At 73.3% G+C, this 20,090-nt stretch carries 16 protein-coding genes; 5 read left to right on the forward strand and 11 right to left on the reverse strand.

Annotated features, from left to right (window positions below):
* The first annotated feature begins 96 nt into the window (after positions 1-96).
* Entirely contained in the window at positions 97-990 is an 894-nt protein-coding gene (locus tag BIV28_RS08700) for a DUF3097 domain-containing protein (RefSeq protein ID WP_083707181.1), read from the forward strand.
* Positions 991-996: 6 nt separating this feature from the next.
* Here BIV28_RS08700 and BIV28_RS08705 read toward each other — a convergent pair whose 3' ends face one another.
* The 5 genes from BIV28_RS08705 to BIV28_RS08725 all read right to left on the reverse strand — a co-directional run bounded on the left by BIV28_RS08705 (position 997) and on the right by BIV28_RS08725 (position 9,078).
* A complete protein-coding gene (locus BIV28_RS08705; protein ID WP_076261013.1) occupies positions 997-2,658 on the reverse strand; it encodes a CHAP domain-containing protein in 1,662 nt (553 codons plus the stop codon).
* Between the two features lie 142 nt (positions 2,659-2,800).
* Complete coding sequence (locus tag BIV28_RS08710; RefSeq protein WP_083707163.1) at positions 2,801-4,315, reverse strand: aldehyde dehydrogenase family protein; 1,515 nt, start codon at positions 4,313-4,315, stop codon at positions 2,801-2,803.
* Positions 4,316-4,396: 81 nt separating this feature from the next.
* Positions 4,397-5,632 (reverse strand): radical SAM family heme chaperone HemW, encoded by a 1,236-nt coding sequence (hemW, locus tag BIV28_RS08715; RefSeq protein ID WP_076261014.1) that lies wholly within the window; start codon positions 5,630-5,632, stop codon positions 4,397-4,399.
* Positions 5,633-5,680: 48 nt separating this feature from the next.
* The gene (locus tag BIV28_RS08720; protein ID WP_076261016.1) at positions 5,681-7,711 is read right to left on the reverse strand and encodes a glycosyltransferase family 61 protein; all 2,031 of its coding nucleotides are present in this window, start codon (positions 7,709-7,711) and stop codon (positions 5,681-5,683) included.
* 110 nt (positions 7,712-7,821) lie between these two features.
* Positions 7,822-9,078, reverse strand: a complete 1,257-nt coding sequence (locus tag BIV28_RS08725) for an MFS transporter (protein ID WP_207555861.1) — start codon at positions 9,076-9,078, stop codon at positions 7,822-7,824.
* Positions 9,079-9,186: 108 nt separating this feature from the next.
* On the opposite strand from BIV28_RS08725, the gene BIV28_RS08730 reads away from it, so the two are divergent.
* Complete coding sequence (locus tag BIV28_RS08730; protein WP_076261017.1) at positions 9,187-10,074, forward strand: tyrosine-protein phosphatase; 888 nt, start codon at positions 9,187-9,189, stop codon at positions 10,072-10,074.
* Positions 10,075-10,160: 86 nt separating this feature from the next.
* Here BIV28_RS08730 and BIV28_RS08735 read toward each other — a convergent pair whose 3' ends face one another.
* Both BIV28_RS08735 and lepA read right to left on the reverse strand, forming a co-directional pair.
* Positions 10,161-10,619 carry a hotdog fold domain-containing protein gene (locus tag BIV28_RS08735; protein WP_076261019.1) on the reverse strand — a complete coding sequence of 153 codons (459 nt, stop codon included), beginning with the start codon at positions 10,617-10,619 and terminating at the stop codon, positions 10,161-10,163.
* A gap of 76 nt (positions 10,620-10,695) precedes the next feature.
* Positions 10,696-12,540 carry a translation elongation factor 4 gene (lepA, locus tag BIV28_RS08740; RefSeq protein WP_076261020.1) on the reverse strand — a complete coding sequence of 615 codons (1,845 nt, stop codon included), beginning with the start codon at positions 12,538-12,540 and terminating at the stop codon, positions 10,696-10,698.
* Positions 12,541-12,835: 295 nt separating this feature from the next.
* On the opposite strand from lepA, the gene BIV28_RS19705 reads away from it, so the two are divergent.
* The gene (locus tag BIV28_RS19705; protein ID WP_242652850.1) at positions 12,836-13,198 is read left to right on the forward strand and encodes a cupin domain-containing protein; all 363 of its coding nucleotides are present in this window, start codon (positions 12,836-12,838) and stop codon (positions 13,196-13,198) included.
* A gap of 52 nt (positions 13,199-13,250) precedes the next feature.
* Here BIV28_RS19705 and BIV28_RS08750 read toward each other — a convergent pair whose 3' ends face one another.
* Positions 13,251-14,480, reverse strand: a complete 1,230-nt coding sequence (locus tag BIV28_RS08750) for an MFS transporter (protein ID WP_076261022.1) — start codon at positions 14,478-14,480, stop codon at positions 13,251-13,253.
* Between the two features lie 111 nt (positions 14,481-14,591).
* On the opposite strand from BIV28_RS08750, the gene BIV28_RS08755 reads away from it, so the two are divergent.
* The gene (locus BIV28_RS08755) at positions 14,592-15,140 is read left to right on the forward strand and encodes a type II toxin-antitoxin system PemK/MazF family toxin (protein WP_076261023.1); all 549 of its coding nucleotides are present in this window, start codon (positions 14,592-14,594) and stop codon (positions 15,138-15,140) included.
* A 130-nt stretch (positions 15,141-15,270) separates the two neighbouring features.
* Here the strand turns inward: BIV28_RS08755 and rpsT are convergent, their stop codons facing one another.
* Positions 15,271-15,531 (reverse strand): 30S ribosomal protein S20, encoded by a 261-nt coding sequence (rpsT, locus tag BIV28_RS08760; protein WP_076261025.1) that lies wholly within the window; start codon positions 15,529-15,531, stop codon positions 15,271-15,273.
* 231 nt (positions 15,532-15,762) lie between these two features.
* Entirely contained in the window at positions 15,763-16,722 is a 960-nt protein-coding gene (holA, locus tag BIV28_RS08765) for a DNA polymerase III subunit delta (protein ID WP_076261027.1), read from the reverse strand.
* A gap of 181 nt (positions 16,723-16,903) precedes the next feature.
* On the opposite strand from holA, the gene BIV28_RS08770 reads away from it, so the two are divergent.
* On the forward strand, positions 16,904-17,767 hold the full coding sequence (locus BIV28_RS08770) for a prohibitin family protein (protein WP_076261028.1): 864 nt from the start codon (positions 16,904-16,906) through the stop codon (positions 17,765-17,767).
* 30 nt (positions 17,768-17,797) lie between these two features.
* Here BIV28_RS08770 and BIV28_RS08775 read toward each other — a convergent pair whose 3' ends face one another.
* On the reverse strand, positions 17,798-20,044 hold the full coding sequence (locus BIV28_RS08775; protein ID WP_076261030.1) for an ATP-dependent DNA helicase: 2,247 nt from the start codon (positions 20,042-20,044) through the stop codon (positions 17,798-17,800).
* Positions 20,045-20,090 lie beyond the last annotated feature (46 nt).

Raw genomic sequence — 20,090 nt, forward strand, 5'->3', positions numbered from 1 at the left:
GTCGGCGAAACCGCCGAACCCCGTGACCAACCGTATGCCGCCCGGCGCGGCGTGCCGAACAGCGTCCGGGCCCGCGAGCGCCTAGCCTCGGACGCCGTGTGCCCCCTCCCCCCGATCGACCGATACGGCTCCGACGTCCTCGGCGGCGACTGGCGCGCCCCGCGCAACGGACGCTCCACCCCGCTGGCCGCCGAGCCCGACCTCGTCGTCGAGGAGGTGGAGACGGGCTGGGTCGGAGCCGTCGTGCGCGTCGAGAAGGCCGGCGGCATGCACGTCGTGCACCTCGAGGACCGGCATGGCCGCACCAAGGCCTTCCCGCTCGGCCCCGGTTTCCTCGTCGACGGCGCGCCGGTCACGCTGACCCCGCCCACGGCGCGGGCCTCGGCCGCCCTCGCCGACGCGCGCCGAGCAGAGGGCCGCACGGCCAGCGGTTCGGTCGCCGTCCAGGGTGCCCGGGCCCGGGTCGCGAGCGGGTCGCGGATCTACGTCGAGGGGCGGCACGACGCCGAGCTCGTCGAGAAGGTCTGGGGCGACGACCTCCGCGTCGAGGGGGTCGTCGTCGAGATGATGGACGGTGTCGACGACCTCGCCGCGATCATCGCTGAGTTCCAGCCCGGCCCCGGCCGCCGGCTCGGTGTGCTCGTCGACCACCTCGTGCCCGGCACCAAGGAGGCCCGCATCGTCGAGCAGGCCCGGTCGCTGCCCGGGATCGCCCGGCACGTCAAGGTGCTCGGCCACCCGTACGTCGACGTGTGGCAGTCAGTGCGTCCCGAGCGCCTCGGCTGGCAGCAGTGGCCAGTCATCCCGCGCGGCACCTCGTGGAAGCACGGCATCTGTGCCGAGCTCGGCTGGGCGCACGCCACCCAGGCCGACATCGCGAACGCGTGGAAGCGCATCCTCGGCACGGTCCGCAGCTACGCCGACCTCGAGCCGACCCTGCTGGCCAGCGTGGAGGAGCTCATCGACTTCGTCACCGAGCCGGACGCCTGAGGGCGGTCACCAGCGGACGTAGCCCTGGACGTCGACCTTGAGGTAGGCGGCTGCGGACGTCTTGACCCGCACCGAGCCGTCGAGCCCGACCGGCACGACGACGGTGTTCGTCACCGTGCGCCCCGACGCGAACTTGACCGTGGCGTAAGGGGTCTCGCCCGACCCGCTCGGGTAGGCGGTGACGTAGCCGGCCCCGGTCGGCGACCCGACGGTCACCGTCAGGACCGCCGCGCGGACGCCGCTCGTGGGCACCCCGGCCTTGCCGACGACCGGTACGAGCGGCGCCTGACCGGCGGCGACGCGTCCGGCCGGGGAGCCGAGGCCCGTCTCGCTGTCGAGGACGCGCGTGGGGCCCAGGGCCACCTGGTCGGCGCCGGTGGGCAGCCACCCGACGACGTCGACGAGCACGTCGGTCTGTGCCGTCGAGTGGATCGTCACGGCCCCGCCGGTGCCGAGGCGGGCCTCGACGAGCCCCGTGGCCGCTCCCGCCGCCTCGTAACGCACCTGCGGCGCGGCCGGGCGCGCGGCACCGGTCGGCCAGGTGGTCAGGAACCCGCCAGCCGACGGCGTGGACGCCGAGACGTCGAGGAGCACGGCACCGACCCCCGTGGCCGGGATGCCGGCCTTGCCGGCGAGCGGCAGCGTCAGGGTGCCCCCTGCGGCGAGGCGCGCCCTGGGCGTGCCGACCCCGGTGCGGGTGTCGAGGGCCCGTGTCGGGGCGCCGCCGGAGACGTAGCCGCCGGTCGGCGACCAGCCGACGACGTCGGCGGACAGGTCGGTCGTGGCCGACGTGTAGAGACGCACCTTGCCGTCGGTGCCGACGCGGCTGAGCACGAGCGTCGTCGTGACGCCGCCCGCCCCGTATGACATGGCGCGCGAGCCGGGCTGGGTGGTGCCGTCGGCGTGCGCGGTGAGGTAGCCGGCGGCGGCCGGCGCGGTGGCGTTGACGTTGAGCAGCACGGTGTCGACGCCGGTGGCGGGCACGCCCGCACGGCCGGTGACCTGCACCGCGACGGCCTTGCCGGCCTGCACCTTGGCGAGCGGCGCCCCGACCCCCGTCTTCGTGTCGAGCAGCCGGGCGGGCGCGGTCACCTGCCAGGCCCGCGTGTCGGTGGCGACGGTCGGGCCCTGGTCCTTGAGGTGGATGAAGCCCTTCGGCCAGCGGCCACCCGTGAGCGTCACACGGCGCCAACGGAAGTCGCCGCCCCAGTTGTCCTCGGAGATGATGATGTCGGAGGCCGATAGCACCTGCTCGACGTAGGCGACGTGCCCGGTCGAGGAGAACGAGGTGTCCCACCAGGCGATCGACCCGACGGCAGGGCTCGTGTTCGTCTGGGCCGGGAACGACGGGCCCCAGTTCGAGGCGTTGCCGCTCAGGCTCGTCGGCTTGGTGTTCGGCAGCCCGTTCTTCACGAGCCGGTAGGCCACGTAGTTGGTGCAGTTGTGGCCCGTCGACTGCCGCCACCAGCTCATCGCGGCGTTGGCCTTGTATGCCGAGTCGGGGTAGCCGGCGGCGTTGCAGGCGTCGTAGCCGGTGCAGAGCACGATCCACTCGGCCGCGCGGGCCGGCGCGGCGACGCCGAGGCTCGTCAGCGCGGTCGCGAGGGCCGCGACGAAGACGGCGAGGCGTCGACGCCAGGGGTGCAGGGGTCGCGTCGTCGCCGCCACTGGGTCTCCCGTCCTCGCCGTGCTGCTGGACGCAATCTAGGACGTAGCGCTCATCCCGTCCCAGAAATCCCAGAATTCCCACGCGACACGCGCGTGGCGCTGCGGCGGTTCGGCGTCGTGGCGTGCTAGTCGGCGCGGCCGGTCAGGAGCTGCGGTGCCGGCGCCCGCGGGCCACGACCCGGTCGATGACGCGCCGCTTGAACGGCGTGAACGGCGGTCGCACCACGGCGGTCGTGTCGGGCGTCGTGGGCGTCTCGAGGACGGCCTTGGCGTGCGAGAAGAGCTCGACCGACCGCTCGCCGTGGTAGGCGCCGGACCCGCTCGGCCCGACCCCGCCGAACGGGAGCCCGTGCACGGCCATGTGCGCGAGCGGCAGGTTGACGCCGAGGGCACCGGACGACGTGTCGCGCACGAAGCGTCGGCGTACGTCGGCGTCGCCGGTGAAGACGTAGAGGGCCAGCGGCTTGTCGCGGCCGGTGATGACCTCGATCGCCTCGTCGATGCCGGACACCTCGACGAGCGGCAGCACCGGCCCGAAGATCTCGTCCTGCATGACGGGGTCATCCAGCGACACACGGTCGAGGACGGTCGGGGCCAGGTAGCGCGTGGCCGCGTCGGCCTGCCCGCCGACGACGACCTTGTCGGTGTCGACGAGCGCGGCGAGCCGCTCGAAGTGGCGGTCGTTGACGATCCGGCCGTACTCCCCCGACGCCGCGGGGTCAGTGCCGTAGGACTCGCGGACGGCGTCGGCCAGGTGTGGCACGAGGGCGTCGAGCGTGGCCCGGGTGCCCAGGACGTAGTCGGGTGCCACGCAGGTCTGCCCGGCGTTGGTGAACTTGCCCCACACGATGCGCCGGGCGGCTACGGCGAGGTCGGCGTCGTCGTGGACGTACGTCGGCGACTTGCCGCCGAGCTCGAGCGTGACCGGCGTCAGGTGCCGGGCCGCCGCCTCGAGGACGACGCGCCCGACCGTGCCGTTGCCGGTGTAGAAGACGTGGTCGAAGCGTTCGGCGAGCAGCGCCGTCGTCTCCGGCACCCCGCCCTCGACGACCTGCACGGCCGACGCGTCGAGGTGCAGCGGCACGAGCCGGGCCACGGCGCGCGACGTGGCCGGGGCCACCTCGCTCGGCTTGAGCACGGCCGCGTTGCCCGCGGCCAGCACGCCGACGAGCGGCGCGAGCAGCAGCTGCACGGGGTAGTTCCAGGGCGCGATGACGAGCACGACGCCGAGCGGCTCGCGCACGACGCGGGCCCGGCCCGGCATGAGCGAGAGCGGAACCGGCACGCGGCGCGGGCGCAGCCACGAGCGCAGGTGACGCAGCGTGTGGTCGATCTCCTCGACGACGAAGCCGAGCTCGGTCACCCAGGCCTCGGTGGCGTTCTTGCCGAGGTCCTCGTGCAGGGCTGCGGCCAGCTCGTCCTCGTGGTCGACGATGAGCGACCGGAGTGCCTCGAGCTGCTCCACGCGCCACGCGTACGGCTTCGTCCGGCCGCTGCGGAACGTCGCCCGCGCCGCGGCGACGGTGGCCGGCACGTCGACGGGCGCCGACGCGTCCACCGGGGTCGACGCGCGGCGGGCGCCGGACGCGTCAGGGGTGTTGTCCGGTTCGCGGCCCGGGCCGGAGGTGGCGCGGTCGGAGGGCGCGGTCTGCGTCATGGGTCCATCCTCGTCGGTCGGCGGTGACCTTGTCGCGCCGCCGGGGTGCGGCCCGCCTCCGGGTGCGGGCGTGGGCGGGGATCAGGCGGCGAGCAGCCGGTGCACGACGGTGTCGGCGAGCAGCCGACCGCGGCGGGTCAGCACGACCCGGCCGCGGGAGACGGCCTCGACCCCGTCGACGAGCCCGTCGGCGACGAGCCCGGCCACGGCGGCACGCCCCGATCCTCGCAGGTCCCCGACCGGAAGACCCTCGACGAGCCGTGTGCCGAGGAGCACACGCTCGTCGTAGCGCTGCTCGTCGTCGAGCAGCTCGCGGGCGGCGGCGGGTGACTGCCCGGCGACCAGGCGCTGGGCGTAGGCGCTCGGGTGCTTGACGTTCCACCACCGGACCCCGCCGACGTGGCTGTGCGCGCCGGGACCGATGCCCCACCAGTTCGTGCCGGCCCAGTAGGCGATGTTGTGGCGGCACCGGTGCTGCTCGTCGCGCGCCCAGTTGCTCACCTCGTACCAGCCGAAGCCGGCCGCGGAGAGCAGCTCGTCGGCCAGCTCGTACTTGTCGGCCTCGTCGTCGTCCTCGGGTGCGGGCACGACGCCGCGGCGCACCTGCGCGGCCAGGCGGGTGCCCTCCTCGACGACGAGGGCGTAGGCCGACACGTGGTCCGGCTCGAGGGAGATCGCGGTCTCGAGGCTGGTGCGCCAGTCGGCGAGCGACTCCCCCGGCGTGCCGTAGATGAGGTCGACGCTGACCTGCAGCCCCGCGGCGCGGGCGCCGGCGACGGCGCGGGCGACGTTCTCGGGGTCGTGGGTGCGGTCGAGGGTGTGCAGCACGTGCGGCACCGCCGACTGCATGCCGACCGACACCCGGGTGAACCCGCCGGCGGCGAGCTCGGCGAGCGACTCGGCGCTCACGGAGTCGGGGTTGGCCTCGGTGGTCACCTCGGCACCTGCGGCGAGGCCGAACCGCTCGCGGATGCCCCCGAGGACGCGGACGAGGTCGTTGCTGCGCAGCATCGTCGGGGTGCCGCCGCCGACGAACACCGTCGAGACGGCGGGAACTTCCGACCCGAGCACCCCTGCCGCGAGGTCGAGCTCGCGCAGGGCTGCGTCGGCGTAGCTGTCGAGGCCGATCGTGGCACCGGGGCCGCCGAGCTCGGTCAGCGTGTAGGTGTTGAAGTCGCAGTAGCCGCAGCGCACCGAGCAGAACGGCACGTGGACGTACATGCCGAGGTCGGTCGAGGCCAGGGCGGCGAGGGCGGACGCCGGCAGCTCGCCGGTCGGCGGCGCAGGGTCACCGTCGGGCAGGGCGGAGGGCGGCACGGCGCCATTGTCCCATCCGGGCGGGGAGCGTCCTACCGGGGCAACGGCCTAGGCCCGGCGGGCCTCGATGCGGTCGAGCTGCTCGGCGAGGAAACGGCCCTCGTCGTCGACGTCGAACGTGAACCCCGACGCGAACGCCTGCTGGGTCCACCACCCGTCGGGGTGCTCGACGTCGGACCGGCTGCGGACCGCGGTGACCCGGTGGCCCCGGACGGCCGCGATGAGGTTCTCGTTGCGCGCCGTGTACGCGTCGGGCCCGAGGACGACGACGTCCTTGGGATCACGGCAGAACATGAGCGAGAACAGGCCGCTGCCCGCGAACCCCGCGACGGTGTGCGCGGCGCGGAAGCGGGACACCTGCACGGCCAGCGAGTGCTCCTCGGGGTGCATGATCTCGAATCCCCTTGCGGCGAAGAGCTCCTCGACCTCCGCGACGTTGTGGCACGAGCGCTTCAGAGAGGGCCTGCGCGAGACGAAGAGGCGCTCGGCCCGTGGCCGGTCCTCGGCCTCGCGGACGAGGTGGTCGCCGACGCGGTCCCAGACGGCGGCGAGGTCCGGGTGCACGAAGCGCGGCAGCGAGAACATCCCGGTCGCGATGTAGAGACGCTCGGGCCGGCACGGGGCCGCGAACACGTGGACGTCGTCGGCCGTGATGCCGAAGGCCCCGAGCACCTCGGACTCGAACGGCTTCAGCGCCATCGGGTCCCGGTCGTGCTGGAGGGTCAGCAGCACCTTGACGTCGGGCTCGCGCTCGCGCACCTGCTCGAAGGCCCAGAGGCGGCTCACCTGCTCGGTGAGCAGGTGGCCGAAGTGCCCCGGCCACTCCGAGTCGAGGTGGAACCACGCCCCGGGCAGCGGGTCGGGGTCGCGCACGTCGCGGCGCACCACCCCGAACCGGGGGAACTTCTCGACGACGTAGATGTTGGCCATCCGCGCCATCCAGTTCTGCCGGAAGGTCTCTGGGTAGAGCAGGTGGTCGCGGGTCACGACCTGCCCGCGCGAGCAGACGGCGTCGTCGTAGCGCCGCAGCACCATCTCCGGCACCCTGAACTCGGTCTGCACGTACGGGTCCGCGGCGCGGTTCACGACGTACTCGTTCTCGGCGCACCACGTCACCGGCGGCAGCGACGCGAGCCGCTCCCCGAGCGCCGGCCGCGCGGCGAGCACGGCGTCGACCTCCTCCTCGCGCAGCTTCGGGGCGACGCGGGTGCTGTTGACGAGGCGCAACACCTTGCTGTGCACGTGCACCTCGGCCAGGCACCCGGCGAGGCCGAAGACGTCGCGCCGCTCCCACCCCTTCGACAGGTCGTCGACGAGGTCACGGGTGCGGGCCGCCTGGGCGTCGGCCACGAGCGACCAGAGGTCACCGTCGTACGGCGGCTCCTCGGGGATGTTCTCGTTCGGCAGCGCGTCGCGCGCCTCGGGACGCGTCGGGGAGCCGGGGGCGCTTGGGGCGCCGGCGCCCTCGGACGCGTCGGGCGCCTCGGTGGCGTCGGTCTCCCCCGCGGTCGGCACGAGCCGGCGCGCGACGTACCAGCCACCCTTGTCGAGGTGCATGAAGGTGCGCTGGAACAGGCGTGCCTGCTCGGTGCCGGAGAGGTCCGACGCGTCGACGACGACGTCGAAGGGGCCGGCGACGGTGAGGCGCACGTGCACCTCGGAGGGGTCCTCGTCGAAGCGGACCCGCTGCACCGTCAGCTCGGGCCAGGCCTGCTCGAGGAGCGAGGCCCAGGCGTCGACGTCGTGCGCACCGGTGACGACCAGGCGCCCCTCGGGCCGGCGCGAGACGGCCTGGAGCACGATCTGCAGGGCCTCGTAGTGCGGCCGCGACACCGACCACGTCGCGGCCTCGGCGAGGGCCAGCAGGTCCTGCGCCGTCGGGGGCGCCCAGGGCGCCGGCTCGTCGACCATCTCCGGCGCGGCCTCGCCCGAGCCCGCCGAGTCGGGGGTCGCGGTGGTCACCGCGGTCGCGGCGTGCGCCCCGTCGTCGGCGGAGCCGCCCTGCCGTGGGGCCTCCCCCGTGCCGTCCGACGACGCGTCGTCGGGCGTGCCCGCGACCGCCTCCGACGAGGTGTCCACCGCGGCGGAGTCCTGGCTCCCGGACGCTTCTGGCCGCCGTCGGCCGAGCACGCGCTTCCACTGCACGGGCACATCAAAGCACGCGTGCATGCGCGCGAGCCGGGAGGTCCTCAGCCCGAGTGCGTCCTGACGCCGTAGCGCCCACGGCTCGCGAGCGCCCACCGCGACACGGGTACCGAGACCGCTCCGATGACGAGCATGAATACGGCGAGCACCAACCACCCGGTCTCCCCGAGCCCGACGCAGAAGAAGGTGACGACGGGCGGGGCCACGACCGACATGACGCTGAACCCGAGCCCGGCGAAGCCCTGGTACTGCCCCTGCCGCTCGTGCGGTGCGAGGCCCATCTGCAGGCCCCACTGGCCGCCGGAGCCGACCATCTCGCCGACGACGTGCACGAGGGCGCCGGCGACGAGGGCCGCGATCGCCAGCCACGCGGGGCCACGGTCGGCCAGGGCCACGACGGCGAACCCGGCCGCGATCCAGCACGACCCGCGCACCAGGGCCCGCGCGCCGGCCTCGACCGAGTCGGCGCGCCGCGACAGGCGCACCTGGAACAGCGCCACGGCGGCGGTGTTGACGACGAGGATGATCGCGACCATGACCGGCGGGGCCGCCGTGCGCTGCGACACGTAGAGGGCCAGACCGAGCTCCATGACGAAGAAGTGCATCGAGAACAGCCCGGTGAGCACCGTGACGACGACGTAGGGCCAGTCACGCAGCACCGCGAGGCGCGGCTCACCGGCGCCCCGCGCGTACGGCGGCAGGTCCGGCAGGCGCGTCGTGTTCCACGCGGCTAGCCCCGTGAAGACGGCGTTGAGGAAGAAGACCGAGACGTAGGCCCACGGCCGGTCGATGACGAGGGCGGCGCCACCGAGGACCGAGCCGAGGCCGAGCGCGGTGTTCGTCACGGCGCGCAGGTAGGCCTTGAAGAGGACGCCGCGCCCGCCGGTCGCCAGCTGGGCGATGACGCCCTGGTTGACGGCTCCGGCGCCGCGCTCGAACACGGTGAGCAGGCCGAGGAGGACGGCGAGCGCCCACGGGGTGCGGGCGAACGCCGGTGGTGCGCTGAAGAGGGCGGCGCCGGCCATGAAGACGGTGAGCACCCGGCGCGGGCCGCGGACGTCGCCGAGGTGCCCAGCAGGCACCTGCACGACGATGCCGACCACGGCGGCCACGGACATCGCGAGCGCCACCTCGGTGGCGGAGAAGCCGACCTGACGGGTGAAGTACAGGGCGCTCGTCGTCAGGACGGCACCGGCGCCGAACCGGTTGGCGAACGAACCGAGTGCGAGGATGCGCAGGTCACGGTCGACCGGGATCCCGTTGCGCGTCAACGGTTCTGCAACCAGCTCGGGTGTCGTCACGGTGGCGGGCCCTTCCTCGATTTATCTCGACATCAAGATATACGACGTTGCACGGGTGGGTGCAACCGGTTTGTCGCGGCGTCCGACACGTCGCGTAGGGTCGAGAACGTGTACCGGCCGAACTGGATCGAGATCGACGGCGTCGTCAACATGCGCGACCTCGGCGGCCTGCCGACGTCCGACGGAGGCACGGTCCGCCCGCACCGCCTGATCCGCTCGGACAACCTCCAGGACCTCCCACCCGCGTCGGTCCGCCACCTCGTCGACGTCGTCGGCGTCCGCGACGTCGTCGACCTGCGCACCCACGTCGAGGTGGCCAAGGAGGGCGAGGGGCCCCTCCTCGCCGAGCCCGCCGTCCGGTACCACCACCTGACGATGTACCGCGAGGACACCTCGGAGTCCGGCATCCCCGCCGCCGAGCGCGCCCTCCCCTGGGAGACCGACGAGCGCCGGGCCCGCGGCGCGGCCGAGCGCGCCCGCGCGGCGTCCGCGACCGCCTCGGCCGGCACCGACGCGGTGGCCGACGAGCGGGCCGAGGAGGAGCGCCGCCGCAGCCACGACGCGTTCTGGTCCGAGCACTACCTGTCCTACCTCGCGCAGCGCCCCGACTCCGTCGTCGCGGCGCTCCGGGCCGTCGCAGCCAGCGAGGGCGCCTCGATCGTGCACTGCGCGGCGGGCAAGGACCGCACCGGCACGGTCGTCGGGCTCGCGCTCACCGTGGTGGGCGTGCCGGCCGACCTCGTCGTCGCCGACTTCGCCGCGTCCGCCGAGCGGGTCGCGGCCATCATGGACCGGCTGCGCGCCAAGCCGGCCTACGCCGACAACCTGCGCGACAAGACCGTCGCCCAGCAGTCACCGACCACCGACACGATGCGCCTGCTGCTCGGCGCGCTCGAGGCGCGCTACGGCGGTGCGCTCGGCTGGCTCGACACCCAGGGCTGGACCGACGCCGACACCGAGCGGCTGCGCGCCAAGCTCCTCGCCGACGCCGGCTGACTCCCCGGCCCTCCCGGTTCGACGTGTTCGACGCGTTCGACGGTCGGGGATGACCGGGTGAGGCGTCGAACCGGAGGACGCAGGGCTCAGCGGAGCGTCACGTGCAGGTGGATGACACCCTCGACCGTCACCGTGCCGTCGGTCCGCGTCGCGGTGACGCGCACCGGCACGTCGGTGCGGCCGTCCTGCCACGCCTCGGGGTCGGTCTGCGCCGTGCACGTCAGGTCGGTCGTCGACTTCGCGACGTAGCGCACCTCCATCCCCTTCGGGATCCACCGGTGCGTCGCCGGGATGCTGGCCTCGGCGAGCAGGCCCATCGCGGCCTCGAGACCGTTGCACGCCGCGATGGCGTGGACGGTGCGGATGTGGTTGTGCACGCGTCGCCGCTTGGGCACCACGACGACGGCACGGTTCGGCTCCACGGCCACGACGCGCGGGCGCACGGTGCGGAAGTACGGGGCGGCCGTCGTGAAGGCGCGGGCGAAGACCCAGCGGCCGAGGGGGCGACGCTCGAGGCGTCGGTACAGGGCGTACACGTCGGTCATGCCGCGATGCTACCCGCCGGTAACCAGCCGGGCGAGATGAGCGGGATGACGCCCCACCTCACGGCGGGGCACCCCGTCACTTCTTCTTCTCGCCCTTGTCGCCGTCGCTGGAGAGGGCGGCCACGAAGGCCTCCTGCGGCACCTCGACCCGGCCGACCATCTTCATGCGCTTCTTGCCCTCCTTCTGCTTCTCGAGCAGCTTGCGCTTGCGGCTGATGTCGCCGCCGTAGCACTTGGCGAGCACGTCCTTGCGGATCGCGCGGATGTTCTCGCGGGCGATGATGCGCGAGCCGATGGCGGCCTGGATCGGCACCTCGAACTGCTGGCGCGGGATGAGGTCCTTGAGCTTGCTCGCCATCATGACGCCGTACGCGTACGCCTTGTCCTTGTGCACGATCGCGCTGAACGCGTCGACCGACTCGCCCTGGAGCAGGATCTGCACCTTGACGAGATCGGCCACCTGGTCGCCGTCGGGCTCGTAGTCGAGCGAGGCGTAGCCACGCGTGCGGGACTTCAGCTGGTCGAAGAAGTCGAAGACGATCTCGGCGAGGGGCAGGGTGTAGCGCATCTCGACGCGGTCCTCGGACAGGTAGTCCATGCCGCGCAGGTTGCCGCGCTTCTGCTGGCACAGCTCCATGATGGCGCCGACGAACTCGCTCGGGGCCAGCACCGTGGCGCGCACGACCGGCTCGCTCACCTCGGAGATCTTGCCCTCGGGGAACTCGCTCGGGTTGGTGACGTGGATCTGCTTGCCGTCGTCCATCGTCACGTCGTAGACGACGTTGGGCTGCGTCGAGATGAGGTCGAGGCCGAACTCGCGCTCGAGGCGCTCACGCACGATCTCGAGGTGGAGCAGGCCGAGGAAGCCGACGCGGAAACCGAAGCCGAGCGCGGCCGAGGTCTCCGGCTCGTAGACGAGCGCCGCGTCGTTGAGCTTGAGCTTGTCGAGGGCCTCGCGCAGGTCCGGGTAGTCGGACCCGTCGATGGGATAGAGGCCCGAGAAGACCATCGGCTTGGGGTCGCGGTAGCCACCGAGGTCCTTGCTGGCCGGCTTGCTCGCGTTGGTGACGGTGTCGCCGACGCGCGACTGGCGCACGTCCTTGACGCCCGTGATGAGGTAGCCGACCTCACCGACGCCGAGCCCCTTGGAGGGCACCGGCTCGGGGCTGATGACGCCGATCTCGAGCAGCTCGTGCGTGGCCTTCGTCGACATCATGACGATGCGCTCGCGCGGGTTGAGGTTGCCGTCGACGACGCGGACGTAGGTGACGACGCCGCGGTAGGTGTCGTAGACGGAGTCGAAGATCATGGCGCGGGCCGGGGCGTTCGCGTCGCCCTGCGGGGCCGGCAGCTGCGCGACGATCTGGTCGAGCAGCGGCTCGACGCCCTCGCCGGTCTTGCCCGACACCTTGAGGCAGTCCTCGGGCTCGCCGCCGATGAGCTTGGCCAGCTCCTCGGCGTACTTCTCCGGCTGGGCGGCCGGCAGGTCGATCTTGTTGAGCACCGGGATGATCGTGAGGTCGTTCTCCATCGCGAGGTAGAGGTTCGCGAGGGTCTGGGCCTCGATGCCCTGGGCGGCGTCGACGAGCAGCACGGCGCCCTCGCAGGCGGCGAGCGAGCGCGACACCTCGTAGGTGAAGTCGACGTGGCCCGGGGTGTCGATCATGTTGAGGGCGTACGTCGTGCCGTCGACCTCCCACGGCATGCGCACGGCCTGGCTCTTGATCGTGATGCCGCGCTCGCGCTCGATGTCCATGCGGTCGAGGTACTGCGCGCGCATGGCGCGGGCGTCGACGACCCCGGTCAGCTGCAGCATCCGGTCGGCGAGGGTCGACTTGCCGTGGTCGATGTGCGCGATGATGCAGAAGTTGCGGATCAGGTCCGGCGGCGTTGCGTTGGGGGCCAACGCGGAGCGGGCCATGGGCGACACGGTGGGGCGAACCTCGCGGTGTGGGCGGCGGGTGGACGGTCGTGCACGGCCGGCGCGGCGGACGAGGTGCCCCGGAGGGTGTCCGCGGCCGCGGCCGGCATCGTCCCAGTCTCCCACGTCCGGGGCCTCTCCCGTGCACACCCCGGCTCTGGCACCTCGGGTGCGTCTCGGCACCTCGCCGTCCGCCCTGTGGCGCCCGGTTCGCGGGAGGATGTCGAGACGCGTCGGACCCGGTCGACGTGCACGTGAGGGGCGGCACCGGGCCGCCCGGGACGGAGGCACACCCGTGGACACCCTCGACACCCTGGTCACCCGCTCCGACGGCCGCGACGACGGCGAGGAGTGGACCGAGAACTACGAGCGGCTCCCGGGCGGCGCCGGCGTCAGCCTCATCCTCGAGTCGACGACGCAGGAGGGCGTGGGCCCGCGCCTGCACCAGCACCCGTACGCGGAGACGTTCGTCATCCGCCGGGGCTCGGCGACCTTCAGCGTCGGCGCCGGTGCCGACGCCCGCGAGGTGGTCGGGCGCGCGGGCCAGGTGCTCGTCGTGCCGGCGGACACGCCGCACCGGTTCCGCACGGGGCCGGGTGGCTACGAGGCGGTCCACATCCACGCGAACGACCACTTCGTCACCGACTGGCTCGAGTGACGTCAGCGCGTCAGGCCGTCAGCGCGTCACTGCGGTCGGGGCGTCACCGCGGTCAGTGCGTCGGCGCGGCGGCCGGCTCGGGGGCGTCGGCCGACCGGACGGCGGTGCTGCCGGCCGCGCGTCGCTCGAGCACCACCGACGTGACGGCGACGCCGACACCGAGGACGGCCAGACCGGCGCCGACGAGGCTGGGCGCGCCGTAGCCGAAGCCGGCCGCCAGCACGACCGAACCGAGCCACGCCCCGAGGGCGTTGGCGGTGTTGAGGGTCGAGTGGTTGAGCGCGGCGGCCAGCGACTGGCCCTCGTGCGCGACGTCCATGAGCCGCGTCTGCAGCAGCGGCACGAGGATCGAGGGCAGCAGCCCGAGGACGAACACCATCGTCACGCCGAGCCACAGCACGTGCACGGCCTGGCCGAACACCGCGAGCAGCACGGCGATGAGTGAGAGCGCCACGACGATCCCGCGCAGGACGCCGAACCGGCGCCCGACCCGGCCCGCCAGCGCCATGCCGATGACCATGCCGGTGCCGTAGGCGGCCAGGACCCACGGGATGTACCGCTCGTCGAGGCCCGCCAGCGAGGTCATCGTCGGGGTGATGAAGGAGTACATCGCGAACATGCCGCCGAAGCCGACGACGCCGACGAGGAGGGCGAGCCACACCTGCAGGCGGGTCAGGGCCCTCATCTCGCGGCGCATCGACTCCTCACCACTCGGGGGCTGGTGCGGCAGGAAGAGCGCGACGGCCAGCACCGTGAGCGCCGCGATGACGCCGACCGCGACGTACGGGGCGTGCCACGAGAGCCGCTGGCCGAGCACCGTCGCGAGCGGGACCCCGACGATGTTGGCGACGCCGAGGCCGCCGAGGATCGTCGCGACCGCGGCGGTGCGCCGCTGGTGCGACACGAGCGAGGCGGCGACAACCGAGCCGATGCCGAAGAACGCGCCGTGCGGCATGCCGGCGAGGAACCGGGCGGCCATGACCGTCGGGTAGGTGTCGGCGAACAGCACCGCCAGGTGGGCCACGGCGAAGAACCCCATGAGGCCCATGAGCAGGCCCTTGCGCGGGACCTTCGCGGCGACGACCGCGATGAGCGGCGCCCCGACGACGACGCCGAGCGCGTACGCCGACACGTAGTGCCCCGCGGTGGCGATGTCGACGCCGGTGCCCTCGGCGATCTGCGGGAGCAGGCCCATCGTCACGAACTCGGTGGTGCCGATGGCGAACCCGCCCACGGACAGGGCGAGGATCGCGAGGGCGGTGCGGCGGCGGGCGGGGCTCAAGGACGACTCCGGGGTGTGGATGCGGTCGGCTGGTGCGTGGGGCGGGTGCGGATCGCCGTCGACCCGGGCTCTGGCCCACACGGTAACGGCGGCGTGGCTACGGTGATTCCCATGTCCACCTCCTCCGGCGGCGTCCTGCGCCGTCTCCTCGACCTGCTGCGGGGCCCGTCGCGCGACTCCGCGCCCGGAGCGACGGCGCCGGGGCCCCGGTCCGGGCGAAGCGCGACGGTGCCCTCGACGTCCGGCGCACCGGCGCCCTATCCCGGTGATGCCACCCGGCTGCCCGACACGACGTACGCGCCGCGGCCGGACGGCCGTCCGGACCCGGGCGAGATCGTGTGGACGTGGGTGCCGTTCGAGGAGGACCACGGCCAGGGCAAGGACCGCCCGGTGCTGCTCATCGGTCGGGACGGCCGCTGGCTCGTCGGGCTGCAGCTGACGAGCAAGGACCACGACCGGGACGAGCGGCAGGAGCGCCGTGCCGGGCGCGAGTGGGTCGACATCGGCACCGGGGCCTGGGACCGCCAGGGCCGCCCGAGCGAGGTGCGCGTCAACCGGCTCATCCGCGTCGACCCCGACGCCGTGCGGCGCGAGGGCGCCGTGCTCGCGCGCGACCGCTACGACGAGGTCGTCGCCGCCGCCCGGACCCACCTGCGCTGACCCGCTCGACCGTCGCCGCCGCGTCGGGCCGCTGGGCCGCTGGGCCGCTGGGCCGCGACGGGGACGATGCCGGACGCGGAACGGGCCCGTCACCGAGGTGACGGGCCCGTTCAGGCAAGGCTGCGGAGCGTCAGAGCGACGCGGCCTTCTTCGCCATGGCCGACTTGCGGTTGGCGGCCTGGTTCTGGTGGATGACGCCCTTGCTCACGGCCTTGTCCAGCTTGCGGCTGGCAGCCTTGAGGGCGGCGTCGGCGGCGTCCTTGTCACCGGAGGCAGCAGCCTCGCGGAACTTGCGGACCCACGTGCGAAGCTCGGACTTGACGGCCTTGTTGCGCTCGGTGCGCTTCTCGTTCGTCTTGATCCGCTTGAGCTGCGACTTGATGTTTGCCACGTGATGTTCTTTCGTTCGGTCGGATTCTGCCGTTAGAGGGCGGCAAAGCCGTTCGGGACCGGGCGTGGGGCACCCTGCGTGAACGGCTCTGGGTGGAGCCTGCATGCGCGCACGACCTGAGCGCGCACGCAAGGGTCAACGGTACCAGCGGCGGACGACCCCTCCAAACCGGCGACGACGCCCCGAAACCGCAGGTCAGCGCAGGTGGACGCCGCGCGTCCCGTGAGGCGCTCAGCGCCCGCCGCGCGCGCCGGCGATCGTCAGGATGGCGCGCTCGACGGCGTAGACGGGGTCGCGACCGCCGCCCTTGACCTCGAAGTCGGCGGCGGCGACGGCCTGGATGGCCACGGCGAGCCCGTCGGCGCTCCAGTGGTTGACGGCCCGGCGGGCCTTGTCGACCTGCCACGGCGCCATGCCGAGGCTCTTGGCCAGCTGGGCCGAGCTGCCACGGCCGGCCGCGCCGACCTTGACGAGCTGGCGCAGCTGGGAGGCGATGACGGCGACGATCGGCACGGGGTCGACGCCGCTGGCGATGGCGTGCCGCAGCAGCCGCAGGGCCTCCCCCGCGTGCCCGGACACCGTGGCGTCGGCGACGCGGAAGCCGGTGGCCTCGACCTTGCCGCCGTAGTAGGTGTCGACGACGGCGTCGTCGACGGTGCCCTCGGTGTCGGAGACGAGCTGGGCGCAGGCCGCGGCGAGCTCGCGGACGTCCTTGCCGACGGCCTCGACGAGGGCCCGCACCCCCTCACCGGTGATGCGGCGCCGGGCGGCCGCGAACTCCTTGGTGACGAAGTCGGACTTGTCGCGGTCGGACTTGATCGCCGGGCACTCGACGACCCGGGCCCCGGCCTTCTTCATCGTGTCGAGGACCTTCTTGCCGCGCGGGCCTCCCCCGTGCGCCACGACGAGGCTGACCTCGGGCTCGGGTGCGGCGAGCAGGTCGAGCAGGTCGAGCTGCAGCTCGTCGGGTGCCTCGTGGACGTCGCGGACGATGATGCACGTGGCCCCGCCGAACAGCGACGGGCTGGCGTGCACGCGCAGCTGCCCACCCTCGTAGGAGGCGGCGTCGAGACGCACGACCTCGGCGTCGACCGAGCGCGCCGCGGCGACGAAGGAGGCCACCGCCCGCTCGACGAGCACCTCCTCGGGACCGCTGACGAGCACGAGGGGCGGAACGCCGGTGTCGCTCATGGCGTCAAGGGTGCCATGCGGGCCCGACAGCGGCCCCTCGCACCCACCGGAAGTGAAGGTCATGTTCGCTCTCGTCCTCGCGGTCCTCCTCATCGCCGTCGGGCTCGTCCTGCTCCGCCTCTAGGACCACCCGAAGAAGCTGTCGCGCTGGGCCGCCCTGCCCTTCGTCGTCGCCGCGGTCGTGCTCGGCGGCTCCTCGGTCTACCGCCTCGACGCCGGCGAGGCGGCCGTGACCAAGACCTTCGGCACGGTCGGCGACCAGGCGATCAACGCCACCGGCATCCACCTCAAGGCGCCGTGGCAGGACCTCATCCGCTTCGACATCCGCAACCAGACGATCTCCTTCGACGAGGACGGCGGGCGGGTCTCGACGGTGACGAGCGACAACGCGACCGTCGCCTACGACGTGACGATCCGCTACTCGCTCAACCCGGGCAAGCTGCCGGAGATCATCCGCCAGTACCCCGACCAGGAGTCGTTCATCAGCCGCGCCGTGCTCCCCGGCGTCTCGTCGGTGACGCGCGACGCCCCGACGACCTTCACGGCCGCGACGGTCCGCCAGTCCCGCGCCGAGCTCGCGCTGCGCATCACCGAGGGTCTCGAGAAGCGCCTCGGCGAGGTCGGCGTCACCGTCGAGCAGGTCGACCCGCGTGCCATCACCCTCGACCAGAACGTCCAGGCCAACTACGACAAGGTGCAGAGCTCGCTCGCCAACGCCGAGGCCGCCAAGGCCGACCTGCAGACCGCCCTCGCCAAGGCCGAGATCACCAAGACCGAGGCGCAGGCCACGTCCGACGCCGACCAGATCATCCGCTGCGGGGCCACCTCGACCCAGGTCAAGGAGGTCATCAACGGCAAGGAGGTGACGGCCGTCAAGGTCGTGCCGGTGTCGTCCGACAAGTGCCAGAACCGCCTCAACGAGCAGGTCCTCATGAGCAAGTACATCGACATGCTCAGGGAGCACGGCGACTCGCTCATCGTCGTGCCGCAGGGCACCCAGAACCTGCTGCAGCTGCCGACCGTGCCGGGCGCGGCCAAGCAGTGAGCCCCGCCTCGCGGCGGGTCGGGCGGTCGGTCAGTCGAAGAGCTGGCCGGTCGCGAGGGTGAGGCCGAGCTGCCGGGCGCGGGCCTCGATGGTCTCCCCCGGCAGCTCGAAGTGCTCGACGAGCTCGTCCAGGAGCATCCCGGACTCGGCGGCGTCGCGGAGCTCCGCGTCCTGCTCGTCGGTCCAGGCGTGCCCGGACGTGACGGCGCTGCGCGTGGCGGGCGCCGGGGCCGTGGGCGGCGGGGGCGCGACCGGACGCGGGTGCTCGGTGCCGTCGTCCTCGGAGCGGGCGCCGTTGAGCGAGCGCAGCGCCGGCTCCTCGACCGGCAGCGGCTCGGGCGCGGTCTGGTCGAGGCGACCGAGGGCGGCGAGGACCATCTGCTTGTCGGTCGTCGGGTAGAAGGGCGGCAGCGAGCGCTGGAGGAACCCGGCGTAGCGGGCCGTCATCATCCGCGAGTCGAGGAACGCGACGACGCCGCGGTCGTCGGAGCGGCGCACCAGGCGCCCGGCCCCCTGCGAGAGCCGCAGCGCGGCGTGGGTGGCCGAGACCGCCATGAAGCCGTTGCCACCCATCCGCGCGATCGCCTGCGAGCGTGCCGAGGCGAGCGGGTCGTCGGGCCGCGGGAAGGGGATGCGGTCGATGATGACGAGCTGGCACGACGAACCCGGCACGTCGACGCCCTGCCACAGCGTCAGGGTGCCGAAGAGGCACGTGCGCGGGCTGCGGGCGAACTGCCGCACCAGGGTCGTGATCTGGTCCTCGCCCTGGCACAGCACCGGGAAGTCGTCGCCGAGACGGGCCCGCATCACCTCGGCGGCGTTCTGGGCGGCGCGCGTGGAGGAGAACAGGCCGAGCGTGCGCCCGCCCGCGGCGCGGATCAGCTCCTCGATCTCGTCGAGGGCGGCGTCGCTCGTGCCGTCGCGCCCGGGCGCCGGCAGGTGCGTGGCGACGTAGGCGATGGCCTGCTTCGGGTAGTCGAACGGGCTGCCGACGTCGAGGCCCTGCCAGGCCGGGGCGCCGTCGCCGCGCAGGCCGATGGTGCCGGCGACGGCGTCGAAGGTGCCGCCGAGCTCGAGCGTGGCCGAGGTGAGCACGACCGTGCGCGCCTCGAAGACCTTGTCGCGCACGAGCATCGCCACGCTCATCGGCGCGACCCGCAGCACCGGGCCCCGACGCGGGTCGTGGGAGAGCCACACGACGTCGAGCTCGCGCTCCTCGAGGATGCGCTCGGCGTTCTCGTGCACCTCGTCGACGGCAGCCCGCGCCACCTGGCGCGCACCGTCGACCTCGGTGCCGGGTGGCGGCTTGAGGTCGCTCTGCACCTGGCGGGCGGCGTCGCGGACCCGGGCGAGCGCGAGGCCCACGGCGTCGGGCACCCCGAGCATCCGACCCTCCTCGACGCGCTCGAGCGAGGCCGCGAGCAGCTCGCCGGCCTCGGTGAGGGCGTCGGTGTTGTCGGACATCCGGCCGGCCCGCTTCGCGGCCGTGCCGACCATCGCGCCGGTGAGCTCGTCGGTGACGGTGGCGGTGACGCGGTCGACGAGCTCGTGGGCCTCGTCGACGACGAGGACGTCGTGCTCGGGCAGCATCTGACGACCCTCGAAGGAGTCGATGGCCATGAACGAGTGGTTGGTGACGATGACGTCGACGTCCTTGGCGGCCTCGCGGGCGCGCTCGACGAAGCACTCGGCGACGAAGGGGCACTTGCCGCCGAGGCACTCGTGCGCCGACACCGAGACCTGCCGCCAGGCCCGCTCGGAGACGCCGGGGACGAGCTCGTCGCGGTCGCCGGACTCGGTGTGGCCGGCCCACTCGCGCAGGCGCACGACCTCGGCGCCGAGCCGGCCGACGTTGGCGTCGACCTGCGAGACCGACAGCAGGCCGTCCTCGTCGTCGGGGAAGCCGCCCTCGAGCTTGTTGAGGCAGACGTAGTTGCGGCGGCCCTTGACGAGCGCGTACGTCGGCCGCCGGCCGAGGACCGGGGCGAGGGCCTCGGCCACGCGGGGCATGTCGCGGTCGACGATCTGGGCCTGCAGCGCGAGAGTGGCGGTGGCGACGACGGCGGGCTTGCCGCTGTCGAACGCGTGGGCCACGGCGGGCACGAGGTAGGCGAGCGACTTGCCGGTGCCGGTGCCCGCCTGGACGAGCAGGTGCTCGCCCTTGTCGACGGCGTCGGTGACGGCCCGCGCCATGGCCAGCTGGCCGGGACGCTCGGTACCACCGACCTTGGACACCGCGGCGTGGAGGAGGTCGTCGATCGCAGGTCGAGGGGCCACCGACCCACCCTATGGGGCACCGCCGACGGCGCGGTCCCCCCCGTCC

This window comes from Intrasporangium flavum (assembly GCF_001956915.1).
Taxonomy (GTDB): Bacteria; Actinomycetota; Actinomycetes; order Actinomycetales; family Dermatophilaceae; genus Monashia; species Monashia flava.